Source organism: Streptomyces sp. NPDC093600, assembly GCF_044764755.1.
GTDB lineage: Bacteria > Actinomycetota > Actinomycetes > Streptomycetales > Streptomycetaceae > Streptomyces.
On sequence record NZ_JBIWIU010000014.1, the window covers coordinates 15,103 to 40,436 of the forward strand.

At 72.7% G+C, this 25,334-nt stretch carries 24 protein-coding genes; 6 read left to right on the forward strand and 18 right to left on the reverse strand.

Annotated elements, in window-relative coordinates; translation table 11 throughout:
- Positions 1–41: 41 nt before the first annotated feature.
- Positions 42–215, forward strand: a complete 174-nt coding sequence (locus ACIRB4_RS27505) for a hypothetical protein (RefSeq protein WP_403294883.1) — start codon at positions 42–44, stop codon at positions 213–215.
- A 66-nt stretch (positions 216–281) separates the two neighbouring features.
- Here the strand turns inward: ACIRB4_RS27505 and ACIRB4_RS27510 are convergent, their stop codons facing one another.
- The gene (locus ACIRB4_RS27510; RefSeq protein ID WP_403294884.1) at positions 282–1,121 is read right to left on the reverse strand and encodes an inositol monophosphatase family protein; all 840 of its coding nucleotides are present in this window, start codon (positions 1,119–1,121) and stop codon (positions 282–284) included.
- A gap of 9 nt (positions 1,122–1,130) precedes the next feature.
- Positions 1,131–2,258, reverse strand: a complete 1,128-nt coding sequence (locus ACIRB4_RS27515; protein ID WP_403294885.1) for a ferrochelatase — start codon at positions 2,256–2,258, stop codon at positions 1,131–1,133.
- A 147-nt stretch (positions 2,259–2,405) separates the two neighbouring features.
- Here ACIRB4_RS27515 and ACIRB4_RS27520 point away from each other — a divergent pair, with 147 nt between their 5' ends.
- On the forward strand, positions 2,406–3,677 hold the full coding sequence (locus tag ACIRB4_RS27520) for an MFS transporter (RefSeq protein ID WP_403294886.1): 1,272 nt from the start codon (positions 2,406–2,408) through the stop codon (positions 3,675–3,677).
- Positions 3,607–4,956 (forward strand): D-arabinono-1,4-lactone oxidase, encoded by a 1,350-nt coding sequence (locus ACIRB4_RS27525; RefSeq protein WP_403294887.1) that lies wholly within the window; start codon positions 3,607–3,609, stop codon positions 4,954–4,956. The genes ACIRB4_RS27520 and ACIRB4_RS27525 overlap by 71 nt, the downstream gene beginning before the upstream one ends.
- Positions 4,957–4,963: 7 nt before the next feature.
- Here the strand turns inward: ACIRB4_RS27525 and ACIRB4_RS27530 are convergent, their stop codons facing one another.
- Positions 4,964–5,869 (reverse strand): hypothetical protein, encoded by a 906-nt coding sequence (locus ACIRB4_RS27530; protein WP_403294888.1) that lies wholly within the window; start codon positions 5,867–5,869, stop codon positions 4,964–4,966.
- Positions 5,870–6,302: 433 nt separating this feature from the next.
- Between ACIRB4_RS27530 and sepH the strand changes: the two genes are divergently transcribed.
- Positions 6,303–7,376 (forward strand): septation protein SepH, encoded by a 1,074-nt coding sequence (gene sepH / locus ACIRB4_RS27535; RefSeq protein ID WP_403294889.1) that lies wholly within the window; start codon positions 6,303–6,305, stop codon positions 7,374–7,376.
- A 115-nt stretch (positions 7,377–7,491) separates the two neighbouring features.
- On the opposite strand, the gene ACIRB4_RS27540 is transcribed toward sepH, so the two are convergent.
- A complete protein-coding gene (locus ACIRB4_RS27540; RefSeq protein ID WP_403294890.1) occupies positions 7,492–8,319 on the reverse strand; it encodes a sulfurtransferase in 828 nt (275 codons plus the stop codon).
- Between the two features lie 317 nt (positions 8,320–8,636).
- On the opposite strand from ACIRB4_RS27540, the gene ACIRB4_RS27545 reads away from it, so the two are divergent.
- Positions 8,637–9,413, forward strand: a complete 777-nt coding sequence (locus ACIRB4_RS27545) for a VOC family protein (RefSeq protein WP_403294892.1) — start codon at positions 8,637–8,639, stop codon at positions 9,411–9,413.
- A 42-nt stretch (positions 9,414–9,455) separates the two neighbouring features.
- Here ACIRB4_RS27545 and ACIRB4_RS27550 read toward each other — a convergent pair whose 3' ends face one another.
- The 4 genes from ACIRB4_RS27550 to ACIRB4_RS27565 form a co-directional block, all read right to left on the reverse strand.
- Positions 9,456–10,793, reverse strand: coding sequence for a polysialyltransferase family glycosyltransferase (locus ACIRB4_RS27550; RefSeq protein ID WP_403294893.1), 1,338 nt, complete (start codon positions 10,791–10,793; stop codon positions 9,456–9,458).
- Between the two features lie 3 nt (positions 10,794–10,796).
- On the reverse strand, positions 10,797–11,762 hold the full coding sequence (locus ACIRB4_RS27555; RefSeq protein ID WP_403294894.1) for a glycosyltransferase family 2 protein: 966 nt from the start codon (positions 11,760–11,762) through the stop codon (positions 10,797–10,799).
- A 124-nt stretch (positions 11,763–11,886) separates the two neighbouring features.
- Positions 11,887–14,538, reverse strand: coding sequence for a YfhO family protein (locus tag ACIRB4_RS27560; RefSeq protein ID WP_403294895.1), 2,652 nt, complete (start codon positions 14,536–14,538; stop codon positions 11,887–11,889).
- 221 nt (positions 14,539–14,759) lie between these two features.
- Positions 14,760–15,542 (reverse strand): LysR family substrate-binding domain-containing protein, encoded by a 783-nt coding sequence (locus tag ACIRB4_RS27565; protein ID WP_403294896.1) that lies wholly within the window; start codon positions 15,540–15,542, stop codon positions 14,760–14,762.
- A gap of 58 nt (positions 15,543–15,600) precedes the next feature.
- On the opposite strand from ACIRB4_RS27565, the gene ACIRB4_RS27570 reads away from it, so the two are divergent.
- Complete coding sequence (locus ACIRB4_RS27570) at positions 15,601–16,002, forward strand: DUF5997 family protein (protein ID WP_403294897.1); 402 nt, start codon at positions 15,601–15,603, stop codon at positions 16,000–16,002.
- 66 nt (positions 16,003–16,068) lie between these two features.
- Here ACIRB4_RS27570 and ACIRB4_RS27575 read toward each other — a convergent pair whose 3' ends face one another.
- From ACIRB4_RS27575 to ACIRB4_RS27620, 10 genes are all read right to left on the reverse strand, one after another.
- Positions 16,069–16,245: a hypothetical protein gene (locus ACIRB4_RS27575; protein WP_403294898.1), complete on the reverse strand. Its 177-nt coding sequence runs from the start codon at positions 16,243–16,245 to the stop codon at positions 16,069–16,071.
- Positions 16,246–16,339: 94 nt separating this feature from the next.
- Entirely contained in the window at positions 16,340–17,314 is a 975-nt protein-coding gene (locus tag ACIRB4_RS27580; RefSeq protein WP_403294899.1) for a beta-ketoacyl-ACP synthase III, read from the reverse strand.
- Complete coding sequence (locus ACIRB4_RS27585) at positions 17,311–18,525, reverse strand: beta-ketoacyl-[acyl-carrier-protein] synthase family protein (RefSeq protein ID WP_403294900.1); 1,215 nt, start codon at positions 18,523–18,525, stop codon at positions 17,311–17,313. The genes ACIRB4_RS27580 and ACIRB4_RS27585 overlap by 4 nt, the downstream gene beginning before the upstream one ends.
- Positions 18,522–18,776 carry an acyl carrier protein gene (locus ACIRB4_RS27590; protein WP_403294901.1) on the reverse strand — a complete coding sequence of 85 codons (255 nt, stop codon included), beginning with the start codon at positions 18,774–18,776 and terminating at the stop codon, positions 18,522–18,524. Before ACIRB4_RS27590 ends, ACIRB4_RS27585 begins: the two co-directional genes overlap by 4 nt.
- 78 nt (positions 18,777–18,854) lie before the next feature.
- Positions 18,855–19,895 carry a TauD/TfdA family dioxygenase gene (locus ACIRB4_RS27595; RefSeq protein WP_403294902.1) on the reverse strand — a complete coding sequence of 347 codons (1,041 nt, stop codon included), beginning with the start codon at positions 19,893–19,895 and terminating at the stop codon, positions 18,855–18,857.
- A 139-nt stretch (positions 19,896–20,034) separates the two neighbouring features.
- Positions 20,035–21,012: a HesA/MoeB/ThiF family protein gene (locus ACIRB4_RS27600; RefSeq protein WP_403294903.1), complete on the reverse strand. Its 978-nt coding sequence runs from the start codon at positions 21,010–21,012 to the stop codon at positions 20,035–20,037.
- On the reverse strand, positions 21,009–21,881 hold the full coding sequence (locus tag ACIRB4_RS27605; protein ID WP_403294904.1) for a hypothetical protein: 873 nt from the start codon (positions 21,879–21,881) through the stop codon (positions 21,009–21,011). Before ACIRB4_RS27605 ends, ACIRB4_RS27600 begins: the two co-directional genes overlap by 4 nt.
- Positions 21,878–23,086, reverse strand: a complete 1,209-nt coding sequence (locus tag ACIRB4_RS27610) for an acyl-CoA dehydrogenase family protein (RefSeq protein WP_403294905.1) — start codon at positions 23,084–23,086, stop codon at positions 21,878–21,880. Before ACIRB4_RS27610 ends, ACIRB4_RS27605 begins: the two co-directional genes overlap by 4 nt.
- Positions 23,087–23,112: 26 nt before the next feature.
- Positions 23,113–23,433, reverse strand: coding sequence for a hypothetical protein (locus tag ACIRB4_RS27615; RefSeq protein WP_403294906.1), 321 nt, complete (start codon positions 23,431–23,433; stop codon positions 23,113–23,115).
- A 437-nt stretch (positions 23,434–23,870) separates the two neighbouring features.
- The gene (locus tag ACIRB4_RS27620; RefSeq protein WP_403294907.1) at positions 23,871–25,328 is read right to left on the reverse strand and encodes an MFS transporter; all 1,458 of its coding nucleotides are present in this window, start codon (positions 25,326–25,328) and stop codon (positions 23,871–23,873) included.
- Positions 25,329–25,334 lie beyond the last annotated feature (6 nt).

The following is a 25,334-nucleotide window of genomic DNA, read 5'->3' on the forward strand; positions in this document are numbered from 1 at the left end:
GCACACCCCCGTGCCACCGACCCATGACGAGGGGGCGCACCATGGACGCTTTCACCGCAGGACTGCTGCAGCGCATAAGGAGCGCGCAGACCGACCTCACACGGGCACGCGAGACGGGCGACGACTTCCTCGCGGACGTCGAGCAGGCCGAGCTCGACGACCTGCACCGCCTGGCCGCCGAACACGGCGTGCAGGTCGGCGCCGTCACCGCCTGACCCACGGACGCGCAGGGGCCCCGGTGTCGATGACACCGGGGCCCCTGCGCGTCCGAGCCAGCCCACCTAGTCGTGCCAGGCGCCGAACTCCTCCAGGAGGCTCTGGAGGGGCTCGAAGACGCCCGGGGAGCCCGCCACCGCGAGTTCGCCCGTCGGGGGCTCACCGGGGCGGCCACCGGTCCTGGCGCCCGCCTCGCGGGCGATCAGGTCCCCCGCCGCCAGGTCCCAGGGGTTGAGGCCGCGTTCGTAGTAGGCGTCGAGGCGGCCCGCGGCCACGTCGCAGAGGTCGATCGCGGCCGAGCCGCCGCGGCGGATGTCGCGGACCCGCGGGATGAGGCGCTGGGCCACGTCGGCCTGGTGGGCGCGGACCGTCTGGACGTAGGCGAAGCCGGTGGAGATCAGCGACTGCTCCAGCGGGGCCGCGGGGCGGCACACGAGCCGGCGGTCGCCGACGTACGCTCCGCCGCCCAGGACCGCGCGGTACGTCTCGCGGCGCATCGGCGCCTCGACCACGCCGACGACGGTCTCGCCGTCCCGTTCGGCGGCGATGGAGACGGCCCAGGTCGGCAGCCCGTAGAGATAGTTCACGGTGCCGTCGAGCGGGTCGATCACCCAGCGGACACCGCTGGAGCCGGGGCTGGCGGCGCCCTCCTCGCCGAGGAAGCCGTCGTCCGGGCGGTGCTCGCCGAGGAAGCCGGTGATCAGCTTCTCGGCGGCGATGTCCATCTCGGTGACCACGTCGATCGGGCTGGACTTGGTCCTGGCGACGGCCAGGTCGTCCGGCCGTCCGTCGCGCAGCAGCGCGCCCGCCCGCCGTGCGGCCTCCAGGGCGAGGCCGAGCAGCTCGGTGAGCAGCGGGTCGGTCGTCGAGGGGCCGGTCGGCAGGGGGTTCACGGGCTGGGTCACAGGCGCTCCTTACGCGTACGGACTGTCGGCACCGGCCGCCGCCGGCCGCTCGGACCGGGCGGGGCAGCAGCCGATCGGGCAGATGTCGTGGGACGGGCCGAGGGCTCCCAGGGCGCAGCGTTCGGCCCGCGCCCCGCGCTCACGGGCGGCACGCTCCAGGACGAGGTCCCGCACGGCCGCGGCGAACCGCGGGTCCGCCCCCACGGTCGCCGAGCGCCGCACCGGGAGGCCCAGCTCCGCGGCCTTGGCGGTGGCTTCGGTGTCGAGGTCGTACAGGACCTCCATGTGGTCCGAGACGAAACCGATCGGGACCATCACGGCGGCCGGGACGCCGGAGCCGTGGAGCTTCTCCAGGTGGTCGCAGATGTCCGGCTCCAGCCACGGGATGTGCGGGGCGCCGCTGCGCGATTGGTAGACGAGCTGCCAGGGGTACGAGACGCCGGTCTCCTCGCGGACGGCCTCGACGATCACCCGGGCCACGTCCAGATGCTGCTTCACATAGGCTCCGCCGTCCCCGTGGTCCTCGACGGGGCCGGAGGTGTCCGCGGCCGATTCCGGGATGGAGTGCGTGGTGAAGGCGAGGTGGGCGCCGGCGCGCACCGACTCGTCCAGCTCGGACAGGGAGGCGAGCACGCCCTCGACCATGGGGCCGATGAAGCCGGGGTGGTTGAAGTAGTGCCGGAGCTTGTCGACGCGGGGCAGCGGCAGCCCCTCCGCCTCCAGCGTGGCGAGCGCGTCGGCGAGGTTCTCGCGGTACTGGCGGCAGCCGGAGTACGAGGCGTACGCGCTGGTGGCGAGGACGGCGATGTGCCGCCGCCCGTCGGTGATCATCTCCCGCAGGGTGTCGGTGAGGTACGGCGCCCAGTTCCGGTTGCCCCAGTAGACCGGCAGGTCGAGGCCGGCCCCCCCGAAGTCGGCGCGCAGGGCGTCGAGCAGGGCGCGGTTCTGGTCGTTGATCGGGCTGACGCCGCCGAAGAGGAAGTAGTGCTGCCCCACCTCCTTCAGCCGTTCCTTCGGGATGCCTCGGCCGCGGGTCACGTTCTCCAGGAAGGGGACCACGTCGTCCGGGCCCTCGGGGCCGCCGAAGGAGAGCAGCAGGAGGGCGTCGTACGGGGCGGGATCGTGCTGATCGGACATGGCACCGATCCTCCCACCCGCCGGTGACAGCCGGTGGCGCGGCCCGTCCCGAAAATGGTGACCGCTCACCACTTCAACACCGTAGGCTTTAGCTGTTAACTACACATGCCGGACGACGGCATGTGCCGAGTGATGCCGGAGAACCACTTGCCCAGTCCCTACCGCGCGATCTTCGCGGCCCCCGGTACCAAGGCATTCTCGGTGGCCGGATTCCTCGGCCGTATGCCGCTGTCCATGATGGGCATCGGCATCGTCACGATGATCTCCCAGGTCACCGGCAGGTACGGCTTGGCCGGCGCGCTCTCGGCGACGCTGGCGATGTCCGCGGCGGTGCTGGGGCCCCAGGTCTCCCGGATGGTCGACCGCCACGGCCAGCGCCGGGTCCTGCGCCCGGTGACGGTCGTGTCCCTGGTGGCGGCCGCCGGGCTCCTGCTCTGTGTGCAGCAGGACGCCCCCGACTGGACCCTGTTCGTCTTCACGGCCGTCATCGGCTGTGTGCCGAGCGTCGGCGCCATGACCCGGGCACGCTGGGCGCAGATCTACCGCGGCTCGGCGCGCGAACTGCACACCGCGTACTCGTGGGAGTCGATCGTCGACGAGGTGTGCTTCATCTTCGGCCCCATCGTCTCCATCGGCCTGTCGACCGTCTGGTTCCCGGAGGCCGGCCCGATGTTCGCCGCCGTCTTCCTGGCCATCGGCGTCTTCTGGCTGACCTCGCAGCGCGCCACCGAGCCCCGGCCGCACCCCCGCGAGGAGCACAGCGGCGGCTCCGCGCTCCGCTCCCCCGGCCTGCAGGTGCTCGCCCTCGCGTTCGTCGCCACCGGAGCCGTCTTCGGTTCGGTCGACGTGGTGACCGTGGCCTTCGCCGAGGAGCAGGGCCACAAGGCCGCCGCCAGTCTCGTCCTCGCCGTCTACGCGCTCGGTTCCTGCCTGGCGGGCGCGGTCTTCGGGCTGCTCCACCTCAAGGGCGAGCCGTCCCGCAGGTGGCTGCTGGGCGTCTGCGCGATGGCCGTGAGTATGATCCCCCTCCTACTGGCCGGGAACCTGCCGTTGCTGGCCGTGGCGCTCTTTGTCGCGGGCCTGTCCATCGCGCCGACGATGGTGACCACCATGGCCCTCGTCGAAGCGCACGTACCGCGCACCAAGCTGACCGAGGGCATGACCTGGACCGGTACCGGGCTCGCGATCGGTGTGGCGCTCGGCTCCTCGGCCGCCGGCTGGGTGGTCGACGCGTCGGGAGCGGAGGCGGCGTACGTGGTGCCCGTGGTCTCGGGCGCGCTCGCGGTCGTGGTGGGGCTCCTGGGGTACCGCCGGCTGCGCAGGCCGGTGCCGACTGGGGAGGGGCAGCGTGGACAGGACGGCGACAGGACGGTCACAGCGGTCGGGGAGCACCGGGACGGCGAACGGCCCGTGGCGTAACTGGGCGGGGAACGTCACCTCCCGTCCCGTACGGGAGGTGAGCCCCGCCTCGGCCGAGGAGCTCGCCGAGGCGATCCGCGAGGCGGCCGAGGACGGCCTGCGGGTGAAGACGGTCGGCACCGGCCACTCCTTCACCTCGATCGCCGCGACGGACGGCCTCCTCGTGCGCCCGCATCTCCTGGCCGGGATCCGGCGGATCGACCGCGAGGCGATGACGGTCACCGTGGAGTCGGGCACTCCGCTCAAGCGGCTGAACGTGGCGCTGGCCCGGGAGGGCCTGTCGCTCACGAACATGGGCGACATCATGGAGCAGACGGTGGCCGGGGCGACGTCCACCGGTACGCACGGCACGGGCCGCGACTCCGCCTCGATCGCCGCGCAGATCCGGGAGCTTGAACTGGTGACGGCCGACGGACGGCTGATGACCTGTTCCGAGAAGGAGAACCCGGAGGTCTTCGCCGCCGCCCGGGTCGGGCTCGGCGCGCTCGGCGTGATCACCGCGATCACCTTCGCCGTGGAGCCGGTCTTCCTGCTCACCGCGCGCGAGGAGCCGATGACCTTCGACAAGGTGACCTCGGAGTTCGACGCGCTGCACGCGGAGAACGAGCACTTCGAGTTCTACTGGTTCCCGCACACCGACAACTGCAGCGTCAAGCGCAACAACCGCAGCGCGGGCCCGATCGCCCCGCCCGGAGCGGTCAGCGGCTGGATCGAGGACGAGCTCCTCTCCAACGGCGTGTTCCAGCTGGCGTGCGCGCTGGGCCGCGCGGTGCCGCCGGTCATCCCCTCGCTCGCCAAGGTCGCCAGCCGCGCCCTGTCGGCCCGTACGTACACCGACATCCCGTACAAGGTCTTCACCTCCCCGCGCCGGGTGCGCTTCCTGGAGATGGAGTACGCCTTGCCGCGCGAGGCGGGGATCGCGGCGCTGCGCGAGCTGAAGGCGATGGTCGAACGCTCCCCGCTCAAGGTGAGCTTCCCGGTGGAGGTACGGACGGCTCCCGCCGACGACATCGCGCTCTCCACCGCCTCGGACCGGGAGACGGTGTACATCGCGGCCCACCTCTACAAGGGAACGCCCCACCGCGGGTACTTCACCGCGGTGGAGCGCATCATGACGGCGCACGGCGGCCGGCCCCACTGGGGCAAGGTGCACACCCGGGACGCGGCGTACCTCTCCGAGGTCTACCCGCGCTTCGCCGAGTTCACGGCGCTGCGTGACCGGCTGGACCCTGACCGGCTGTTCGCCAACGACTATCTGCGGCGGGTCCTGGGCGACTGACGGACCTTCACCCGGCCGTCGGCGCCGACGGGGCGTCCCGGACGGGGGCGCCGTCGGACGGGCTCCCCGTCGGGGCCGGGGTGGGCGTCGTCGTGGACGGTGCGGGCGTCGGGGTCGGTGCCGGTGCCGGATCGCCGCCGGTCGGCTCCGAGGGGGTCGGGTCGGGGTCCAGGGTGCTCCGCCCGGTCTCCGGGGACGGGGCGCCACCGCCGCCCTGTTCGGGGTCCTGGCCCTGCTCGGGCTCCTGGTTCCGCCGCTGCTCCGTACCGGACTCCCCACCGGGCGTCCGGTCGGTGGACGGGGTGCCCGGGGAGGAGTCCTCCGCCCCGCGCCCGACCACCGAGCCGAAGGTGGTCGTTCCCCGGGTGCCGCTGAAGTCCTGATCGGAGATCAGTTCGTAGCCGGTGATACCGCCCATGGAGACGAGGAAGACGAGCCCGGCGGCGACGGCGGAGCGCTTCCAGCCCCGGACGCGGGTGCCGTGGGTCGTCGGTACGCCGAACTCCCCGTCGTACGGCGGTGCGGCGGGCTCACCGGCGGCCGGGAGGGCCCGGGTGCGATCGGGCGCGGCGCGGCGGGCGGACCGGGGCGACGCCTTCACCGGCTCGGCCTGGACGGCGACCACCCGTATCTGTTCACCCGTCCGCTTGAAGAGGTGCTGGAAGACCGAACCGCCGCAGGTCGCGATGACACTGATCACACCGGCGCCCAGGATCGTGCCGTACACACCGAGGGTGGAGGCGAGTTTGGCCGCCACGACCGCCGCGATGGCGCTGCCCGAGACCTGAGCCACGCTCAGATCGAGCCGCTTCCCTGTGCCTTCCCTGCCGCCCCCGCCGCCCTTGCCGGTCTCGCCGTCCCTGGCATCCCTGCCGGCCTTCGCCTGATCCATACCGGGCCCTCGCCTGCTCATCCGTTCAACCATGCACCCAGAAGGGACAAATGGGCGAAGGTATTAGTTCCGTTTCTGGCGATTCTGTGAAGAGCGACACGTGAGGGTGGTGACCGCGGACACTCAACTCCCGTACCGCCGGAGAAGTTGGGCGGCGCGCCGGTCCACCCAGGTGGCCCGAATGGAGTACTGTGGCGAGCCCTGGGTCCGGGCTCCCGCATGGGCGCTCGGGGTCAACGGGAGGGAGCCGAAGGCGGCACTCGAACCGGCGGCGTCGTGGCACCGCACGGGGACCCGCAACACAGCGTGACCGCTGGTCACTCTGAGTTGTAAAGAGGTAACCGTGCCATAACGGCGTTCCAGGGTCCATGCCCGACACGCCGGGCAACTCGGCAAGGTTGTGGCAGGCTGCACCCGGGCAGGCCACACTCGACTAGCGGAAGCAGCGACGCACGTGACGTCGGCAGGCACCACCCGGGAGGTCCCCATGCCCGAACTGCGTGTCGTGGCCGTCTCCAACGACGGCACACGACTGGTGCTGAAGGCTGCTGACAGCACGGAGTACACGCTTCCGATCGACGAGCGGCTGCGCGCCGCCGTGCGCAACGACCGGGCGCGGCTCGGTCAGATCGAGATCGAGGTGGAGAGCCACCTCCGCCCCCGGGACATCCAGGCGCGGATACGTGCCGGTGCGTCGGCCGAGGAAGTCGCCCAGCTCGCCGGGATTCCGGTCGACCGCGTACGGCGCTTCGAGGGACCGGTGCTCGCGGAGCGGGCGTTCATGGCGGAGCGGGCCCGCAAGACGCCCGTGCGCCGGCCCGGCGAGAACACCGGACCGCAGCTCGGCGAGGCGGTGCAGGAGCGACTGCTGCTGCGCGGCGCCGAGAAGGACACCGTGCAGTGGGACTCCTGGCGCCGTGACGACGGCACGTGGGAGGTGCTGCTCGTCTACCGCGTGGCGGGCGAGGTGCACACCGCCAGTTGGACGTACGACCCGCCCAGGCGGCTCGTCCAGGCGGTCGACGACGAGGCACGCGCGCTGATCGGCGAGACCGACGACACCATCGCCGCCGCGCCCGAGCCGAGCTTCCCGTTCGTGCCGCGCATCGCCCGGCTGCCGCGGGACAGGCCGCTGGACCGCGCCCTGGACCGTCAGTTGGACCGCCAGCCCGAGCGGCCCGCCGCCGCGCTGCCCGGCCCGGAGCCGGAGGAGGAGCGGGACTCCCTGACGAGCCTCCTGGAGGCGGTGCCGAACTTCCGGGGCGACATGGTCGTGCCGGAGCCCGCGGACCCGGAGACCGCCGAGGAACCCGAGGCGGAGGAGCCCCCGGCCCCGGCCGCCTCGGCGGGCGCGGGGTCGGCCTACGCCGACGTCCTGATGCCGCGCGCGGTCTCGGGGCACCGCGACCGCCTCACGGGCACGACGGACCGCCAGGCCGAGGCGGACGGCGTCCGTCCGGGCCGGCGGGCGGCGGTGCCGAGCTGGGACGAGATCGTCTTCGGCACGCGCCGGAAGAAGCAGGACTGACCACGGTCGCAGGACGACGGCTGTTGTGCGGAAGGCCCCCGCCGAGATCGGCGGGGGCCTTCCGTGTGTGCGGCGCTCGTCGGCCCCGTCTTGGCAAGGGCGTCAGGGGTCGGTCCTACCGCGGGTCCGGGCCCTTTGCCACCGGGCGGCCGGGGTCGGCCGACCACTCCGACCAGGAGCCCGCGTACAGCGCCGCCGGGATGCCCGCGATCTCCAGGGCGAGGACCTCGTGGGCGCCGGAGACGCCCGAGCCGCAGTAGACCGCGACGTCGGTGCCCTCGGCGGCGCCGAGGGCCGAGAAGCGGGCGGCCAGCGCCTCCGCCGCGAGGAAGCGGCCGTCCTCGTCCACGTTCTCCGTCGTCGGGGCCGAGACCGCCCCGGGGATGTGTCCGCCCACCGGGTCGATCGGCTCCACGTCACCCCGGTAGCGCTCGGCCGCCCGCGCGTCGAGCAGCAGCCCCGAGCGGGCCAGCGCCGCCGCGCCGTCCGCGTCGAGCAGCCCGCGCGCGCCCGGCTTCGGCGTGAAGTCGCCCGGCCGCGGCCGGGGGGTCTCCTTCGACAGCTCCCCCGTCCACGCTGCGAGCCCGCCGTCCAGCACCCGGACGTCCGTGTGGCCGGTCCAGCGCAGCAGCCACCAGGCCCGGGCCGCACCCCAGCCGAGACCGCCGTCGTAGACGACGACCGGGGTGTCCGCCGAGACGCCGGCCCGGCGCATCGCCGCGCCGAAGACCGCCATGTCCGGCAGCGGATGCCGGCCGCCCGCGCCGGGCGGGCCCGCGAGTTCCGTGTCCAGGTCGACATAAACCGCGCCGGGGATGTGCCCGGCCTCGTACTCCGGCAGCCCGGGCGGGCCGCCCAGTTGCCAGCGGACGTCGAGGAGGACAGGAGGGCGGGGTCCGACCGACTCGCTCAGGAGTTCGCTCGCGGAGATGATGGGCTTCATGGGTGCCATCCTCGCGCAGCCCACGCCGGGGCAGGGGTGATCGGCGGACGGGTGGATGGACGGCGGCGGAAAAGGAAGCGACGAACCGGGCAACCTCCTTCGGGTTCGCGCCAAACGCGGCGCGGCCGCGACGCACGGCGCGCCCGGTGGTGCGAGCATCGGCACGGGGCGCGCGAACATGACGCGAGTACGGCGGAGGACCGCCGGGTACGGAACGGCTACGGCCCTGTACCCGGGCCCCCACGGCCCCGTACGACCTCGTGCGTACGCCTTGTCCCCCCGTACGGCCACGACGATGGTCCGAGGAGAGAGTGACGATGACGGAGGCGACTCGGCGTACACCCGGTACACCCTGTTGGGTGAGCTTGATGGTGCACGGGCTTGACGCGACGCAGGAGTTCTACAACGCCCTCTTCGGCTGGGAGTTCGTTCCCGGCCCGCAGCAGCTCGGCCCGTACGTGCGTGCGCTGCTCGACGGCAGGGAGGTGGCGGGCATCGGCCAGCTGCCTCCCGACCGGCATCTGCCGGTCGCCTGGACCACCTATCTGGCGACGGACGACGCCGACGAGACGGCGGAGACCATCCGCTGCTGCGGCGGCACGGTCGCGGTCGGCCCGCTCGACGCGGGCGAGGCGGGCCGGATGGCGATCTGCTCGGACCCCTCGGGCGCCGTCTTCGGGGTCTGGCAGGCCGAGCGGCACCACGGCGCGGCGGCCGCCGGCACGCACGGCACCCCGGTCTGGAACGAGCTTCTGACGTACGAGACGTCGACGGTCGGCAAGTTCTACCGGACGGTCTTCCGCTACGACGTCGAGCCGGTCGTCTCCGCCGACTTCGACTTCCTGACCCTCCGTCTGGACGGACGCCCGGTCGCCTCGCTGCACGGCGTCGGCACCGGCCTCCCCCGCGACCGGGGCGCGCACTGGATGACGTACTTCGAGGTCGGCGACGCCGACGCGGCCGCCGTGCTGGTCACCGAGCTGGGCGGGCGCCTTCTGCGACCGCCGTGGGACGACGCCATGGGCCGCCTCGCCCTGGTGGCGGACCCGGAGGGCGCCGTCTTCACCATCGTGCACTCGGCGCCGAGCGGCTGAGAACCCCCTCCAGGAGTGTCCCGGCTGCCTCGCCCCCGGCGGTCAACCCCGGCTCCGCACCAGGCCGCGGCGGAGCCGGGAGGCGGCCCGCGGCACCTCGCCGCCGGGCAGTCCCAGCAGGCCGAGCCGCTCCCGGTCGAAGTAGCGGGCGGTGCTCTCCTCGCCCCTGTGGTCGGCGAGCAGCGCGGCGGTCTCCTCCCGCAGCCCGGGGTGGAGCTTCGGCTGCATGCAGTACCCCACGGCCCTGACGAGCGGGGCGAGCGTCTCGGGGGTCGGCCCGGGTACGGCGGGGGCGGCGCCGGTCTCCAGGTCGGGCACGAGGTGGTCCACGACGGTCAGCGGCACCCGGTTGCTGTTCTCGTACGGGGTGAGCCGCTCCAGGATCGTCCCGGTGCCCACGCGGGCGATGGGGACGCCGTAGTACACGGCGGCGGTGAGCATCGCCGTGGAGAAGCAGCCGACGACGAGCCGGGGCCGGCAGCGTTCGTAGAAGGTCTCGGCGAGCAGCGGACCGTCGAGGACGGTGAGCCGCACCCCCTCGGCCTCGGCAGCCTCCCGCAGGGCCAGGGAGTAGCGGGCGGGGGCGGTCGGGTGCGGTTTGAAGACCACCGAGCGGTGCCCGGCCGCCGCGGCGCCGCGCACCATGCGGACGTGCAGCTCCTCCTCCTCGTCGGCGGTGAGGATGCCGAGGACGGCGAGGTACTGGCCGAGCAGCAGGGCGGTCGGGGCGGCCGCGACCGCCTCCACCACCAGCCGGTCGCCGTCGGCGGCTTCGGCGATCTCGGTGAGCACCTTGCGGAAGGCGTCGTCCGGCACCAGTTCGGGCTCGACGCCGGTCTCGGCGAGCAGCAGCGGCCGCAGGCCGGGCACGAGGTCGAGATGGAGCAGGCGCCGGACGCGGCAGCCGATCGACTGCGGCAGCTCGTCGCGGGTCGGGCCGTAGCTCATCAGACCGTCCGCGTAGACCTCGACGGAGCTCTCGGCGAAGACGGCGGCGAGCGCCTTGGCCGGGTTGACCTGGATGGATTCGACGACGAGTTCGACGGGTCGGTCGCCCAGGTCCCAGGCCGTGCGGAACACCCGCTGCCACAGCGGCGCCTCCTCCGGGCGGGGTGCCCAGGTGCCGGGGTGGTGCGGGCGGATGGCGTCGTTCCAGTCGATCGTGGAGTCGAAGCGGGCGGCGATCCGGTCGTAGCCGGTCATCTCCTCGAGCCGCAGGGCGGTCTCCGGGATCTCGGCGTTGTTGGAGACCAGCAGGAGCCTGCGGGCGTCCTCGCGGGCGCCGAACAGGCCGGCGTCGAGGGCGGCGGCCACGGTGGCGGCTCCGTACAACGTCGACACCTGGAAGATCTGCACGGGCTGGCGGGTGCGCGGTTCCATGGGTCAGGCGGTCCTTCCGGTGGCGCGCAGGGCGCCGAGCAGCGTGGCGCGTGCGGTGTCCATCGTCGCCAGGGTCTCGTCGAGCACCCGTTGCGGCATGCGGCGCAGGGCGTCCGACACATCGTGCCGGAGGCGCTTGGTCACCGCGGGCTCGTACTGGTCGGCCTTTCCCATATGAAAGGCGATCATGGCGCAGTAGGTGCGGACGGCTTTCGGGAGAAAGCGGTCGGCCTCGGCGTCGGCGGAGACTTCTTCGAGCAGCAGGTCGTACGACGGAATGAAGTCCAGTTGGCGGTTGTCGGTGATCTGGGTCAGGGACGTGGTGACACCGCGGCGGTAGAAGACTCCGTGGATACTGAGCGCCGCATAGGACGTCGCTTTCAGATGGAGACGCCAGATCCAGAGCCGGTCCTCGGCGGTGCGCAGCTTCGTCTCGAAACGGGAGGCGCCGTCGCGGAAGAGATGACCGGCGTAGATGCCGAACGGGACGAACGGATAGTCCACCATCGTGATCATGTTCGCCGGGGCGATTCCCTCGCGCGGGTCCATCACCGCGTCCCGCCGCTTGGCCGGGGCGTAGCGGACGCTGCGCGACCTGCCGGTCGACTGGACATGGTCGGTGCGGGCGAAGTCGCAGCCCAGCGCCTCCATGCCGCGGACCATGGCGCGCAGATGACCGGGGGCGTACCAGTCGTCGCCGTCGAGGAAGGTGACATGGTCGCCGGTCGCCGCGTCGAGGCCGGTGTTACGGGCCTGCGCCACACCCAGATTGGTCTCGTGGCGGATCACGGTGGCATTCGGGATCCGGTCCTTCCAGCGGTCGAGAACGTACGGCGTGTCGTCCGTGGAGCAGTCGTCGATCAGCAGGAACTCGAAATCCGGGTCCGCGTTCCTCGCGAGGCTACGCATGGTGTCGGGGGCATAGATCCCGACATTGTGGAACGGCACGATGACGGACAGCTTCGGCACACGGAACCCCAAGAGTCACACACGGGATACGGGAATACGGGATACGGCAACGCGGAGACAATTCACCTTCGCCGTACGGGGATTGCGCACCGTACGAGGACGATCATCGGCAGCGTATCGGCGGTCAATTCCGCTCGGTCGAGCCGGGTGTGCACTCCGGGTGAACTCTTCGCGTCCTGCGCGGAAACCGGTGCCGGAGTCCGATGGCCGCGAGGCAGAGCAGAGCGACGGCGCCGATCGCGCCGCCGGCGCGGAGGCCGGGCGGCCGGAAGACGCAGTGGATCGACGTGGCCGTGCCGTCGAGCGGTACGGCCAGCAGGCCCAGATGGCGCCGGGCGGGCGTGGGCTCGGCGTCCCCGGACGCGCAGCGCCAGCCGGAGACGCGCGGCACGGCGACGACGGCGGTGCCGGTGCTGCCGGCGGGGAGTTCGGCGGAGAAGGCGTGGCCGGAGGCGCGGACCTCGGTCGCCCCGGTCGCCGTCGCCTGCCGCACGGCCGCGTCGAGCCGCTCCCGGACGAGGCAGCCGACCGGCTTCGACGGCAGGACCGGTTCGGCCGGGGCGGTGGCGCGCAGGTCGATCCGTACCGTCCCGGACGCCGGTACGGTGCCGAGCGGCCGCATGGGGGCGAGGACGGACGGAAGCTTGCCGGCGAAGTCCACGGGTGGCTGTCCCGCGAGCGCCGCCGTGCCGTGGTGTCGCGGAGCCCAGAACCAGAGTTGGGAACCGGCGGGGCAGGCGGCCGTGAGCGTGACCTCGCCGTCGGCTCCGCCCGTCCGCCGCGACGGGGCCGGCTCGTCGTACACGTCGGCGCCGAGCAGCGACTCCTGGTTGGCGAAGGCGGAGTCGCCGAAGGCGGCCTCGCGCTCATGGAGGCGTACGTCCTCGCGGACGGTGACCAGGGGCGGTACGGGGGTGTCGGTGGAGCTGATCGTGGCCCGCGGCGGCCTGTCGGTGCGCAGGGGTTCCGAAGGTATGGAACGCATCCGGGTGCCTATGGAGAAGATCGCGTCGGTGACGGGGTTGTCCAGGCTGACCGGATGGCGCCCCTTGGCGTAGAAGCCGAAGCCGAGGGAGGAGAGCGTACGGGAGGTGACGTCCGCCGTGAGGCTGCTGTAGTAGTCGGCGCCCTGTCCGCCGACGAGGAGGACGTCGTTGCCGCCCGGCACCTCGCCGGGGTCCGTGCGGTACCGCGGCCAGGCGTCCGCCGCCTCGGTCGCCCGTGCCATGTCCGCGTGCCAGGGGCCGAGCGGCGGGGCCCAGGAGACCTTGCTCAGCTGCTGCCGCTCTATTCGGCCCCCCGAGATCGCGGTCTCGCCGGCCTGGGTCAGGACCAGGAGCACGACGGCCAGGGCGGGCAGGGCGCGGGCGCCGGTGCCGTAGCGGCGGGCGGCCAGGACGCCGGCCGCGGCGAGCGCGCCGACGGCGAGAGCGGCGCCGAACACCGGATGGCTCCAGCGGTCGATGACGACGCTGTCCCGCGACGCGAACACCATCGCGGCGAGGAGTGCTCCGGCACCGAGGAGTGCGGGCAGGCGCGGGAGCCCCTGGGCCGTGGAGAGCCAGGCCGCGATCAGCAACAGCGCGCACAGCACGAAGCTCTGACGGTACGGAATGCCGTTGGGCGAGGCGCCCGCGTGCCACAGCAGATGGGTGGGTCCCCACTGCATCGAGAGCGCGACGAGGCAGATCGCCGCCGTCCAGCCGATACGGGCCCTCGGGGCCACCGCGCGGTTGAAGGGCAGCGTCAGCGCGAGCGCCAGGGCGGGGGTGCCGATGAAGAGGGCCGGGGACGCCACACTCGCCGTGGCGGGCAGCAGTCGGGCGAACACCTCCGTCCAGGGCACGGCGGTGAAGGTCACCTCGGGAGTGGGGTCCGCGACCCGGGTGGCCGTGAAGATCACCAGGACGAGCGGCGCCGCGAGGCCGATGCCCACGACCACGCCACGGGCGGCGCGCAGCAGACCGGCCAGGCGCCGGCGTCCGGTGTCGTCCGCGGTGAACAGCCGGACGGCGAGGACGACGGCCGCGCCGACGGTCGCCATGTAGGCCGTGTAGAAGTTGGCGAACCAGGTCAGGGCGACGACGAGCGGGCCGAGGACCGCGTGGCGCCCGGCGCGGGCCCACTCGCCGACCAGGCACAGCAGCGGGAACGCAAGCAGCCCGTCCAGCCACATCGGCACGGTGGCGGCGAAGTTGAGGGTCCAGCCGCAGAGCGCGTACGCCGTTCCCAGGACGGCGGCCACCGGCCACGGACCGGGGCGCAGCTTCAGCAGCAGCACCGCCATCGCCGCACCGGCGGCGGTGATCTTGGCGGCGGTGATGACGTAGAGGGCCAGTTCGACGCGGTCCGCCGGGAACAGGACGACCATGAGATCGAACGGGCTGGACAGATAGGTGCCGTAGTCGCCGAGGAAGTTCGAACCGAAGCCGGAGTTCCAGTTCAGGAACAGGTCGCCGTCGGTGTCGCCGAGCAGGAGCCTGCGCCAGTACGCGTGGTACGGCAGGTACTGCTGGCCGAGGTCGACGGTGTTGCGGGTGGTGGGGCCGAACGGACGGCTGCCGGCCAGGGCTCCCCCGAGGCAGAAGACGAGGCAGGTCAGCAGGGCCGCGCCGGTCGCCGCTCGCAGGCGGGCGCTGTGCCGGGCCGCTCGTGTCCACCGCCGGGCGCGGCCGCCGGGCCGCTTCCCGGCGGCCCCTCCCCCTGGGCCGGGCCGCTCGCCCTCGCTCCGCGCGCCCTCGCTCCTGGCGGTCACGGTCTCGGCAGCAGGGGGCACGCGTCCTCCGGGGGGTGCGTCGCGCGGCGCGCGGATGTACGGAGGGCCCGGTTCACGTCACGGACCGACCGCCATTACCGCCGAGCCGGGCGACCCGAAGCCGATCAGCAGGCGGTGCACGGGTACACCGGAGGTGAACTCACGGTGCCGCGCCGGTCTGCGCCGTACGGCGGTACCGCGTACCGCTGTCCCCTGACGACCGGCGGCTTACCACCGGCGGCTTACGAGCGGCGGCGGGGCTTGCCGCGCTTGGCGGCCGCGGGGCCGCCGGAGCGGGCCCGGGTGTTCTTCCCGGCCGTCTTGCCGGTCGACCGGGCAGCGGGCTTACCGGCCGTCTTGCCGGTCGGCTTGGCTTTCTCGGCCCGCTTGCCCTTCGGATCGGCGGTGGCTCCGGCGCGGCCGCGCGTGCTGTTGACGGTCCGCCCCCGGACGATGCCGATGAAGTCGTCCACCCGGTCGGTGGTCGCGTCCTCCCGCCAGGACAGCGCGACCCGCGACTCGGGGGCGTCCGTCACCGTCCGGTACGTGAGGTCCTTGCGGTGGTGCAGACGCGCGATCGACTGCGGGACGACGAGCAGCCCCACGCCCGCCGCCACCAGTTCGACGGCGTCCTCCGTCGTGGCCGGACGCTCGATCGCCGGCCGCCCCGGCGGGCGCTCCCAGCCCAGGGTGTCGTCCAGGGGGTGCAGCAGGATGTCGTCGGCGAGGTCCCCAAGGACCACTTCGTCGGCGGCGGCCACGAGGTGGTCCTTGGGGACCACGACGACCGTCGTCTCGGTGTAGAGCGGGATCGCGCTGAGGTCCGTCCGGTCGATCGGCAGCCGTACGAACCCGGCGTCGGCGCCGCCGCTCCGCAGGAGGTCGGGGGCTTCGGCGGCGGCCACGGGCACGAGGTCAAGCGGAATGTCGGGCAGGCGCTCGTTCCAGATCCGCACCCACTTGCCGGGCGTCACCCCCGGGACGTACGCGAGCCGGAACGATGGGGTTTCTTCCGAGCCTGTCACCCCGCCAGGTTACCGGTCGTGGTCGGAGGTAGCGCACATGCTCGATACCCTTGACCTCATGAAGTCGCACCAGAGCCCCCAGACGATGAAGCCCGCCACGGCGGCGAAGAAGCTGGGTGTGTACCTCGAGGCCACCCCCGCCGAGTTCCAGGAGGGTGTCGTCTCCCGTGCCGAGCTCAGTGCGCTGCAGACCGATCCGCCCGAGTGGCTGCGGGACCTGCGGCGCGACGGCCCGCACCCCCGCCCGGTGGTCGCCGCCAAGCTGGGAGTCTCCATCTCGGGCCTCGCCCGCGGCGGAGTGACCGAGCCCCTCACCACGGAGCAGATCGAGGCGCTGAAGACGGAGAACCCCGAGTGGCTCCAGAAGGAGCGCGCCGTCCAGGCCGAGGTCCGCAAGGAGACGGTGCGGATCAAGGAGAAGCAGGCCGAACGGGCCACGCGCGACGACCAGCGTTCCTGACCTCGGGCGGCTCGCCGGTTCCTCCTCCGGCCTACGTCATCCCTTCCTACGTCACCCCTTCATACGTCATCGGTCCCCGCCGTCCGTCCTGCCGTCCAGCGGGCCGGTGATGACCCACACCGTGGGGAAGGGGATCCAGTGCGTGGCGGTCCGCGAGGCCGCGACGCCGGAGTCGAGGAAGCACCGGTACCGGTCGTAGCGGTCCTCCGGGGCAGGGGCCTGGGCAGGGGCGGACGGGGACACGGCTGGCTTCCTTTCGTCGGGGACCGCCCCACCCCGGGGCAGGGCCGGCGCGGGGGTGGGGCGGGGCTTGATGGAGCGGGTGCCGCGGAACGGGTCAGCGGTGGACCGGGCGGACGTCCGGCCAGTGGAGAGCTGCCGAACCCCAGGTCAGGCCGCCGCCGAAGGCGGTCAGGACGACCCGGTCGCCGCGCTGGAGACGGCCCTGGTCCGCCGCCTGTGCCAGGGCCAGCGGGATGGAGGCGGCGGCCGTGTTGCCGACGTCCTCGATGTTGGTGATGAGGCCCCCGGGGGGCATGCCGAGCCGCTTGGCGACCGACTCCAGGATGCGGAGGTTGGCCTGGTGGCCGACGAAGGCGTCGATGTCCTCCGGCCGCCACCCGACGGACTCCGCGATCCGGCGTGCGGACTCCACCATCGTCGGTACGGCCCGGGTGTACACCTCGCGGCCCTGCATCCGCAGATACCGCTCGCCGGGCGGAACGGTGATCAGCTCGTTCCCGGTGCCGTCGCTGCCGAGTTCGGTGCGCAGGACGGCCCCCGGGACATCCGCGTCGCCGCCCTCCAGCAGCACCGCGCCCGCGCCGTCCCCGAAGATGACGGCGGTGCCGCGGTCCTCCGGATCGACGATCGCCGAGTAGCGTTCGGCGCCGATCACCAGGGCGCTCCGGCTGGTGCCCGCGGTGATCATGGCCGCGGCGACCGAGAGCCCGTAGACGAATCCGGAGCACACGGCCGACAGGTCGAAGGCCCCGGCGCCGGTCAGCCCGAGGGCGGAGGCGACCGCCGGGGCGGTCGCCGGGCACGCCCGGTCCGGGGTGGTGGTGGCCACCACCACCAGGTCGCAGTCGGATCGGCCGGCCGACTCCAGGGCGGCCCGTCCGGCGGCCGCCGCCAGGTCGGCGGTGCTCGTCCCGGGATCCGCGACGTGCCGGCGTGCGATGCCGGTACGGCTGTGGATCCACTCGTGCGAGGTGTCCAGACGCCCCGCCAGGTCCTCGTTGGTCACGATCCGCTCGGGCAGGCAGGTGCCCAGGCCCGTCAGTACGGCGGAGGTCCGGCCTTCGCTCATGAGCCCATCACCAGAACGCAGTTGGAGCCGCCGAAGCCGAAGGAGTGGCTGACCGCCACGGCCGGCTCCGCGAGGCGCTCCTTGTGCAGCACCAGGTCCAGCTCCGCAAGCTCCGGGTCCGCGGCCGGTGTGTGCGCGATCGGCGGGACGATGCCGGTGGCGAGCGTACGCAGAGTGAGGACGGCCTCGATCGCACCCGCCGCGCCCAGACTGTGGCCCAGGAGGCCCTTGTTCGCCGTGACGCTCGGCCGGTGCGGGAACAGCCGGCCGATCAGCCGGCCCTCGCTGCGGTCGTTGTACGGCGTGGAGGTGCCGTGCGCGTTGACGTGGTCCACGTCCCGCGCGGTCAGCCCGGCGTCGGCGAGCGCGGACCGGACGGCCCGCTCGGCGCCGACGGCGTCCGGATGCGGGGCGACCGGATGGTGCGCGTCGGTGGTGAAGGCGTAGCCGAGGATCCGGCCCAGGGCGGAGGCGCCCCGGGCCGCGGCGGCGTCCGCCCGCTCCAGGACCACGGCCGCCGCGCCCTCCGAGAGGACGAAGCCGGAGCGGTCGGCGGCGAACGGCCGTGACGCGTCCTCCGCCGTGCTGTCCGTGAGCGCGCCCATCGCGGCGAACCCCGCGGCGATCACGGGCACGACACCGGCGTCCGTACCGACGGCGATCACGATGTCGCAGGTGCCGGCCCGGATCAGGTCGCGTGCCACGCCGATCGCCACCGCGCCCGAGGCACAGGCCGCGACCACGGTGTGGCTGGGGCCGGTGATCCCGTGCCGGATGGCGAGCATGCCCGCCGCCATGTTGATGAGCGAACGCGGGTGGACGTACGGGGACACGGCGTCCGGGCCGCGCTCGGCAAGTCGGCCGTGCGCGGTGCTCAGGGTGGCCGCGCCGCCCAGGCCGCAGCCGACGACGATGCCGACCCGGCCGCCGTCCCAGGAAGCGGGGTCGAGGCCCGACTCGGCGATGGCCTGGTCGACGGCGACGAGCGCGAAGCGGACGAAGGGGTCCAGGTTGGCGGTGCCGCGGCCGGGCAGCAGCTCGCTGCCGAACGGCGGCACGGTGCGGCACCAGATGGGATGGGAGACTCCCGGCGTCGGGGCCAGCCCGGCGCGGGTGTCCCCGCGCCGGACGGCGTCCCAGGTCGAGTCCGTGTCCGTACCGACGGGCGTGATCATGCCCGTACCGGTGACGGCGATGGCCGCTGTGCTCATGCGGACCGCTCACCGGCCAAGGCTGTGGTCACCAGGCCCGCCAGGGCGGGGATGGTGAGCTCGCCCATGCTGGTCTCCTCGCTGCCGAGGTCGACGCCGGTCTCCTCCTTGATGCGGATGACGAGCTCCGCGATGGCGAGGGAGTCGAGGTCGAGGGCGGCGAGGGTGGACTCGTCGGTCAGCGCGCTGGCGTCGGCCTCCAGGTCCTCGACGACGATCCGGGTCAGGGTGGCACGCAGGTCTGCGCTCATGGTGGTTCCTCCGTCGGGCGGGATGGTGGTGGCGTGGGGCGGTGGGGCGGGCGCCCTCTTGAGGGGCGCCCGCCGTGGTCAGCTCGCGGTGGCCAGTTCGGCCGTGCGCTGGCGCGGCGTGACCGGTTGGTGGCTGCGGCCCTCGCCGAGGGCCGAGCGCACCGGTCGCAGGTCGGCGAGCGCGAACGAGCGGCGCAGCCAGCGGTCCTGGCCGTCGTATCGCGGGGTGAAGTCCGTACGTCCGTGTACCGTGCGGCGGTTGTCGAGGATGATCAGCTCGCCCGGCTCGAGCACAAGTCCCTTCAGGGCGCCGAGCATGGCGTCCTCGAGCCTGGCCAGTGCCGCCTTCGCCGCCGGGGTGGTGCCGATGGTGCCGTGGAAGTCGACGCGCAGGTCGGGGCTGGCCTCCGGACCGCAGAGCACGGGCATCGGCCGGGTGAGCACCAGCTCGTCCGTGTCGTGTACGAAGGAACTGCTGAACTTCGTCCGGAACTCGGGGCGGCGCAGGGTGGCGATGGTGGCCGCGTCCAGGGCCGGCAGCACGTCGCCGATGCCGGCGGTGACCGTGGCGGCGACTCCGTCCCGGTCACCTCGCAGGCAGATCAGGCTCAGGAAGTGCGGCGGGGCGGGGTGGAAGCCGTCCTCGGTGTGCAGCTCAAGCAGGATGGAGCCGCTGTTCTCCTGGCGGGTCTCGGCGCCGCGCTTGGGGCTGACGTCCTGGACGAGGTTGCCGTCCTTCTCGTCGCTGTACGAGATGGACCGGCCGAGAACCGACATCACCATGAGCTGGCTGAGGGTCGCCACGGCGACCTCGGTCCAGGCCGGTTCGCCCGCCGGGTGGTCCGGGGTGGGCGGCAGGGTGCCGACGGGGAGGCCGCGCAGGAGCAGGGTCCCGCTCGTGTTGCTCTCGTCGCGGAAGGCGATGAGCGCGCGCCGGACCGCGCTCGGCAATGCGGCCGCCGCGAGTTCGACGGTGTGCAGCAGGTCGGTGCTGTGCAGCGAGAATCCTCCGTATTCCGCGGCGATCTTCATCGCGGCGGCCTCGATGATTCCGGCCTCGGTTTCGCTCAGCACCATTCCGGTCGCGCGCGCGTCGGCGTACGCGAATTCTTTCCTCATGTGATGCTTTTCCTTCTCTGAGCTCTCTGCTCTGCGTTCTGCGCTCTGCCCTCTGCGCCGTTTTTCTCTGCGCCGTTTTCTCCGCGCGCCATTTCTCCGCGCTCCGTTTTCTCCGGGCTCCGGTGCTCTGCGTGCGCCGTCAGACGGACGGTGCGGAACGGCGGCTGATCCGGTAGGCGGCCGCCGGGGCGAACCCGCGCCACGCCTGGTCCAGCGGCAGGTGGCGCAGGAAGCGGGCCTTCTCCCAGTGGCGGGTGACCCGGTCGACGGCGCGCCGCCCGGGGGTCATCGCCACCTGGTGGACGTCGACGGCCACGGTGCGCGGCACGTCCTCACCCGCCACCAGCTGGTTGACCATGTGGACGGCGAGCGAGCCGAACTGGGTCGCCGCCTCGGTGAGTTGCGGCACGCTGTAGTCGGGCCGGCCCAGGCCCTGGCGGAGTTCGCGGTACATCTCGCCCGGGATGTGCCCGCGGGGCGCGATCCGGAAGATCACTTCCCAGGTGCTCAGCCGCTCGGCGTCCTCGGCCAGCAGTTGGCCGTCGAAGATGCGGCGGACCAGCCGGTAGTCGAAGCACTGGGCCGCCAGCATGCCCGCCATGTCCCAGCCGGTGACCAGCGGCTTGCGCTGGCGGCAGGCCTCCTGGTGCAGGGCGATCTTGGCGTGCAGTCCGGAGGACGTGGTCACGTCGACCCCGTCCACGATGACCTCGGCCCGCCGCACCAGCTCCCGTACGTTCTCCCGGGTGATGCCCTCGGTCACCACCTCGGCCCGTACGTGCGGGTTGATGGCGCGCAGGGCGTCGGCGCCCACCTCGGCCTTGTTGCGGCCGAGGTCGTCGACGGTGGCGTGCTGCCGGTTGAGGTTGTTCAGTTCGTACGTGCCGACGTCCGCGAGGACGAAGTCGCGGTATCCCATGCGGCCCAGTGGCTGCACGGTGGCGCCGCCGATGGAGCCGCAGCCCGCGATGAGGAGCGGCGCGTGGCGGATCTGTTCCTGGAGTCGGGCCGGGATCAGTCCGCGGTTGCGCTGGGTGAGGGAGGCGTAGAAGCTCTCCTCGTCCAGCTCGCGGGCCTCGGCCGGGGTGCCCACGTCGGGCAGGGTGCTCGCGCTCATGCTCGGGCCTCCCGGAACGCGGTGAGCCTGGCGGCGACCGAGCCGGCCTCCCCGGACGCGAGGATCGCGTCGAGATGGGCCAGCGTGGGGCGCAGGGCTTCGCCGTCCGTGAGGATGAAGGGGTACGAGCGCTGGTGCTGGTCCCACATCGGCGCGAACAGGTCGCCGGGGTCCACCGGCTGCGTGGGGATGTCCAGGGTCCGGCTGCGGAAGCCGAGGAGGGTGAGCTGGTGGATGGCGCCGTTCGGCTTGCCGTCGCCGACGATCGCCGCTCCGCCCTCCGCCAGGGCGCGCAGGCATCCCTCGGCCCAGCCGCGGTACACCCACCAGGGCACGGAGACCGCGGCCTGGGAGCGTTCCATGGCGTAGTCGCGGACCAGCCGCTTGCCCTCCCACACCCGGGCGGCCGGGGTGGCGGGGCCGAGGTGGTCGGCGAGCCGCATGCGGTAGTCCCGCTCGACGACGAACGGCAGGTGGCCGTCGTCGCCGAGGAGGGTGCCCTCCGCGTCGCGGGTGCAGGCCAGCGTGCCGTAGCCGCGGAGCCGGCCGGTGTCCGCCTCGACGACCAGGGTGTGGAAGTCGCGCAGCGCCTGGGCGTCGTGCGGTTCGCCGGTCAACTGCCGTGCGGCGGCCAGCTCTTCGTTGACCCAGCCTCGTTTGAGGTACTGCGCAAGGCGGAACCGGTACACGTCCTCCAGGTGGGCGGAGGGCAGTTGCGCGCCGCGCACGGTGACGGTCAGCAGGCCCTCGGGGCTGACGGAGCGGAACAGCGGCTCGCCGATCAGGTCGGTGTCCAGACCGGGCAGCCGGATGTCCGCGGTGTCCCGCAGCACCCGCTCCCGGTAGGAGTCGACGGTGGCGGTGGTCACCGGACCTCCGGCACGCCGAACAGCTCGCCGGTGATGACCAGCGCGAGCGCCTCCGGGCTGCCTTCGTAGATCCGCGGACCGTAGGCGTCGCGGAGCACCCGGTCCATGCCGTCCTCGCGCTGGAAGGCGGCGGCACCGATGAGGCCCATGGCGGCGTCGGCGTTGTCGATGGCGGCGCGGTCGGCGACCAGCTTGGCGACGGCGGGCTCGTAGGCGGGGGTGGGGATGACGGTGTCGGCCTTGAGCACGGCGTCCAGATAGAGGGCGCGCGCCGCGGAGACGCGGGCGGACATGTCGGCCAGCTTGCGGGCGGACATCTGGTGCTCGAAGAGCAGGCGGCCGCCCTGGCGGCGGGTGCCGGCCCAGGCGACGGCGCGGTCGAGGGCGTGGCGCGCGATGCCGGTGGAGACGGCGGCGCAGGTGACGCGGGTGAGGTTGCCGATGGCGACGTTGAGGTCCCATCCGCCACGCTCGTCGCCGATGACGTTCTCCTCGGGCACGCGGGCGTTCTCGAGGATCAGCTCGCCGGCCGGGGCCGTGCGGTAGCCGACCTTGTCGTGGATCTCGCCGCGGGTGACGCCGTCCTGCTCCAGCTCGGTGACGAAGCAGGTCAGGCCGGTGGAGCCGGAGTCGTCGAGGTTCGCCATGATCGTGGCGTACGTGGCGACGGGGGCGTTGGTGATGTACCGCTTGGTGCCGTTGAGCAGGTACTCGCCGCCGGAGCGGCGGGCGCTGGTCATGTCCTGGGCGTACGGGGCCTGCTGCGGAAGCACCAGGTCGGTCCCGTTGAGCTGTTCGGCGACGGCGTTGCAGGCGAGGACCGGGTCCGGGCCGAGGAAGGCCGGCAGGTACTTCTCCTGGAGGCGCGGGTTCTCGCAGATCAGCAGCGGGGTCTGGAAGAGGCCGGTGGCGCCGAAGACCAGCGCCATGCCGGGGTCGGCGGCGGCGAGTTCCTCGAGGGTGAGGGCGATGCCGAGCTGGCTCAGGCCGAGGCCGCCGAAGTCGCGGGGGATGGCCATGCGCAGCAGGCCGAGGGCGTGGCCCTTGCGGACGGTCTCCCAGTCCAGCTGGCCCTTCTCGATGCTGTCGCGCTCGGCGGCGCCGGGTGCGACCTCCTCGCGGGCGAAGGCGACGACATCGCGCAGGAAGTCCGCCTCGGACGAGTCGAGCAGCGGGTGGTCGGCCGGGTTGTGCGTGTACGTCATGGTGATTACCGGTTCCTGGTAGGAGGTCAGCCCTGGAGGGTGAAGGTCGTCAGGGCCTGCCCGACGGCGAAGGTCTGCATGACCGGCCCGCGGCAGGCGACCTTGCGGGCGGTGACGGTCCGCAGGAAGGTGCGGCGGCCCGCGGTGAGGTCCTCGAGATCGGCGGACCGGATGCTGAGCACGTGCGTCGGCTCGGCGTCGGTGAGGGCGCCCTGGTGGTCGAGGGTGAACTCGGCCTGCGGCTCGGAGATGACGAAGCGGACGGTGGCACCGGCGGCCTGCCAGGCGGGCGCGGCCTGGGCGGCCGCGGACAGCGTGGTGGAGACCTCTTCGGTCGAAATCGCCATGCGAATTCCTTCGCGTTCGAGGGGTGGAATCGGGTGTGAGGGTGTGAGAGTTCGAGGGTCGACCGGCGTCCGGTGAATCGCGGATGAAATTCTGGCGACTCCCGGCGGACGGAACGTACGCAGCGGACGGAATACGGGCCTGGCGGATACCGCCGACGGCCCTTCCCCCTGCGTCGAACAGTCGAGCGATAATGAACTTACCCAGCCCTCGCGCCCCCTGTCCACGAACTCAAAGCCTCCTCCACCCACAGAGAATCAGCGGCCCAATGACCGGTAATCAGCTGTCCTTCGGGCTTGTGGAACACGGTGTTCGACAGCGGAGGCGGGGCCGGAGAACGCGACGTGGGCTTGCAGCGGAAGACGCTGCAAGCCCACGGGCGGGGGGTGCGGAAAGCGGTCTCTGGAGGGGGCGGTGCCGGTCGGCCCCGGGGGTGGCGTCAGGCCTGGGCGGCCTCGGCCGGCTGGGCGGTACGGGTCAGGGCGCGCAGGGCGAAGGCGACCACGATGGCGATGCCGGAGCACACGGCCAGGGCGAGGAAGCCGCTGCCGACGCCCGAGGTGGTGGCGGCCTGGACGGAGTCGCCGGCGCCCATCCGGTGGTCGACCGAGGTGGCGAGGACGGTGCCGATCACGGCGATGCCGAGGGCGGCGCCCGTCTCGTTGAAGGTGTTCAGCAGGCCCGAACCGACGCCGGACTCCTCCAGCTTGACGTGTGACGTGCCGATGCCGAACAGCGGGACGAAGCAGGCGGGCAGTCCGGCGCCGATGACGGTCAGCGCGACGATGGTCAGCGCGATGCTGTCGGTGCCGGTGGCCAGGACACCCGTACCGACGAGCTGGAGGGCGGCGCCGGCGATGTACATCCCGCCCAGTCCGAGCGCGTTGGCGAGCGAGGGCGCGACGAGGGCGACGACCAGTGCGGCCAGGCCCATGGGCAGCAGCGAGAGTCCGGTGACGAAGGCGCTCATCTCGTGGACGCGCTGGAAGTACATGCTGGCCAGGAACGAGCTGCTGATCATCACGCTGGCCACCAGGAGCAGGCCGACGCTGGACAGCCAGTACGTGGGCTTGCGCAGCAGGTGCAGCGGCAGCAGCGGGTCGTTCTTGCCGAGCTCCATGAAGGTCACGACGGTGAGCAGGACGGCGGCGGCGGCGATGCTGATCCAGGCGGTCGGGTCGCCGAAGCCCTCGTGCAGACGGATCAGCCCGTAGGACAGGGCGGCGAGACCGGCGGTGGCCACGATCGCCGAGGGCAGCCGCAGCTTGCGGCGGGTGCTCGCGCCGAGCGCCGGCATGCTGCGCAGAGCGCCGATGAAGGCCGCGATGCTCACCGGGATGTTGATGAGGAAGGCCCAGCGCCAGCTGATCGCAGTGACGATCAGGCCGCCGAGCACGACGCCGATGGTCGCGCCGATCACGCCGAGGCCGCTCCAGGCGGTCAGTGCGATCTTCCGCTGCTCCTCGTCCTGGTAGACGGCGAGGATGATGGAGAGCGCGGCCGCGGAGAGCAGCGCGGCCCCGACGCCCTGGATGGCACGGCCCGCGACGAGGAGCTCCTGGTTGCCCGCGATGCCGCAGAGCACCGAGGCGGCGGCGAAGATCGTCAGGCCGGTGAGGAAGGTGCGGCGGCGCCCGAAGACGTCGGAGACGCGGCCACCGAAGAGCAGCAGGCTCCCGAGCATCAGGACGTACGCGCTGATGGTCCACTGCAAGGCCGACTGGTCGGCGGGAAGCTGGGTGCCGATCGAGGGCAGCGCCACGTTCACCACGGTCGAGTCCAGCATGACCATCAGCTGGGCGACGCCGACCACCACCATGGTGCTCCAGGGGGCCTTGGCGGGGCCCGGCGCGGTTTCCTGCTCGGTCGTCTGGGGTGCCAGCGTCTGCTCGGCCACCACGTC

What these genes read in the sequence shown, in the direction of transcription:
- ACIRB4_RS27505 (WP_403294883.1), top strand. Translation starts at nt 42, where the DNA reads ATGGACGCTTTCACCGCAGGACTGCTGCAGCGCATAAGGAGCGCGCAG.
- ACIRB4_RS27515 (WP_403294885.1), bottom strand. Translation starts at nt 2,258, where the DNA reads ATGTCCGATCAGCACGATCCCGCCCCGTACGACGCCCTCCTGCTGCTC.
- ACIRB4_RS27530 (WP_403294888.1), bottom strand. Translation starts at nt 5,869, where the DNA reads ATGAGCAGGCGAGGGCCCGGTATGGATCAGGCGAAGGCCGGCAGGGAT.
- ACIRB4_RS27540 (WP_403294890.1), bottom strand. Translation starts at nt 8,319, where the DNA reads ATGAAGCCCATCATCTCCGCGAGCGAACTCCTGAGCGAGTCGGTCGGA.
- ACIRB4_RS27545 (WP_403294892.1), top strand. Translation starts at nt 8,637, where the DNA reads ATGACGGAGGCGACTCGGCGTACACCCGGTACACCCTGTTGGGTGAGC.
- ACIRB4_RS27550 (WP_403294893.1), bottom strand. Translation starts at nt 10,793, where the DNA reads ATGGAACCGCGCACCCGCCAGCCCGTGCAGATCTTCCAGGTGTCGACG.
- ACIRB4_RS27570 (WP_403294897.1), top strand. Translation starts at nt 15,601, where the DNA reads ATGAAGTCGCACCAGAGCCCCCAGACGATGAAGCCCGCCACGGCGGCG.
- ACIRB4_RS27580 (WP_403294899.1), bottom strand. Translation starts at nt 17,314, where the DNA reads ATGAGCGAAGGCCGGACCTCCGCCGTACTGACGGGCCTGGGCACCTGC.
- ACIRB4_RS27585 (WP_403294900.1), bottom strand. Translation starts at nt 18,525, where the DNA reads ATGAGCACAGCGGCCATCGCCGTCACCGGTACGGGCATGATCACGCCC.
- ACIRB4_RS27590 (WP_403294901.1), bottom strand. Translation starts at nt 18,776, where the DNA reads ATGAGCGCAGACCTGCGTGCCACCCTGACCCGGATCGTCGTCGAGGAC.
- ACIRB4_RS27595 (WP_403294902.1), bottom strand. Translation starts at nt 19,895, where the DNA reads ATGAGGAAAGAATTCGCGTACGCCGACGCGCGCGCGACCGGAATGGTG.
- ACIRB4_RS27600 (WP_403294903.1), bottom strand. Translation starts at nt 21,012, where the DNA reads ATGAGCGCGAGCACCCTGCCCGACGTGGGCACCCCGGCCGAGGCCCGC.
- ACIRB4_RS27610 (WP_403294905.1), bottom strand. Translation starts at nt 23,086, where the DNA reads ATGACGTACACGCACAACCCGGCCGACCACCCGCTGCTCGACTCGTCC.
- ACIRB4_RS27615 (WP_403294906.1), bottom strand. Translation starts at nt 23,433, where the DNA reads ATGGCGATTTCGACCGAAGAGGTCTCCACCACGCTGTCCGCGGCCGCC.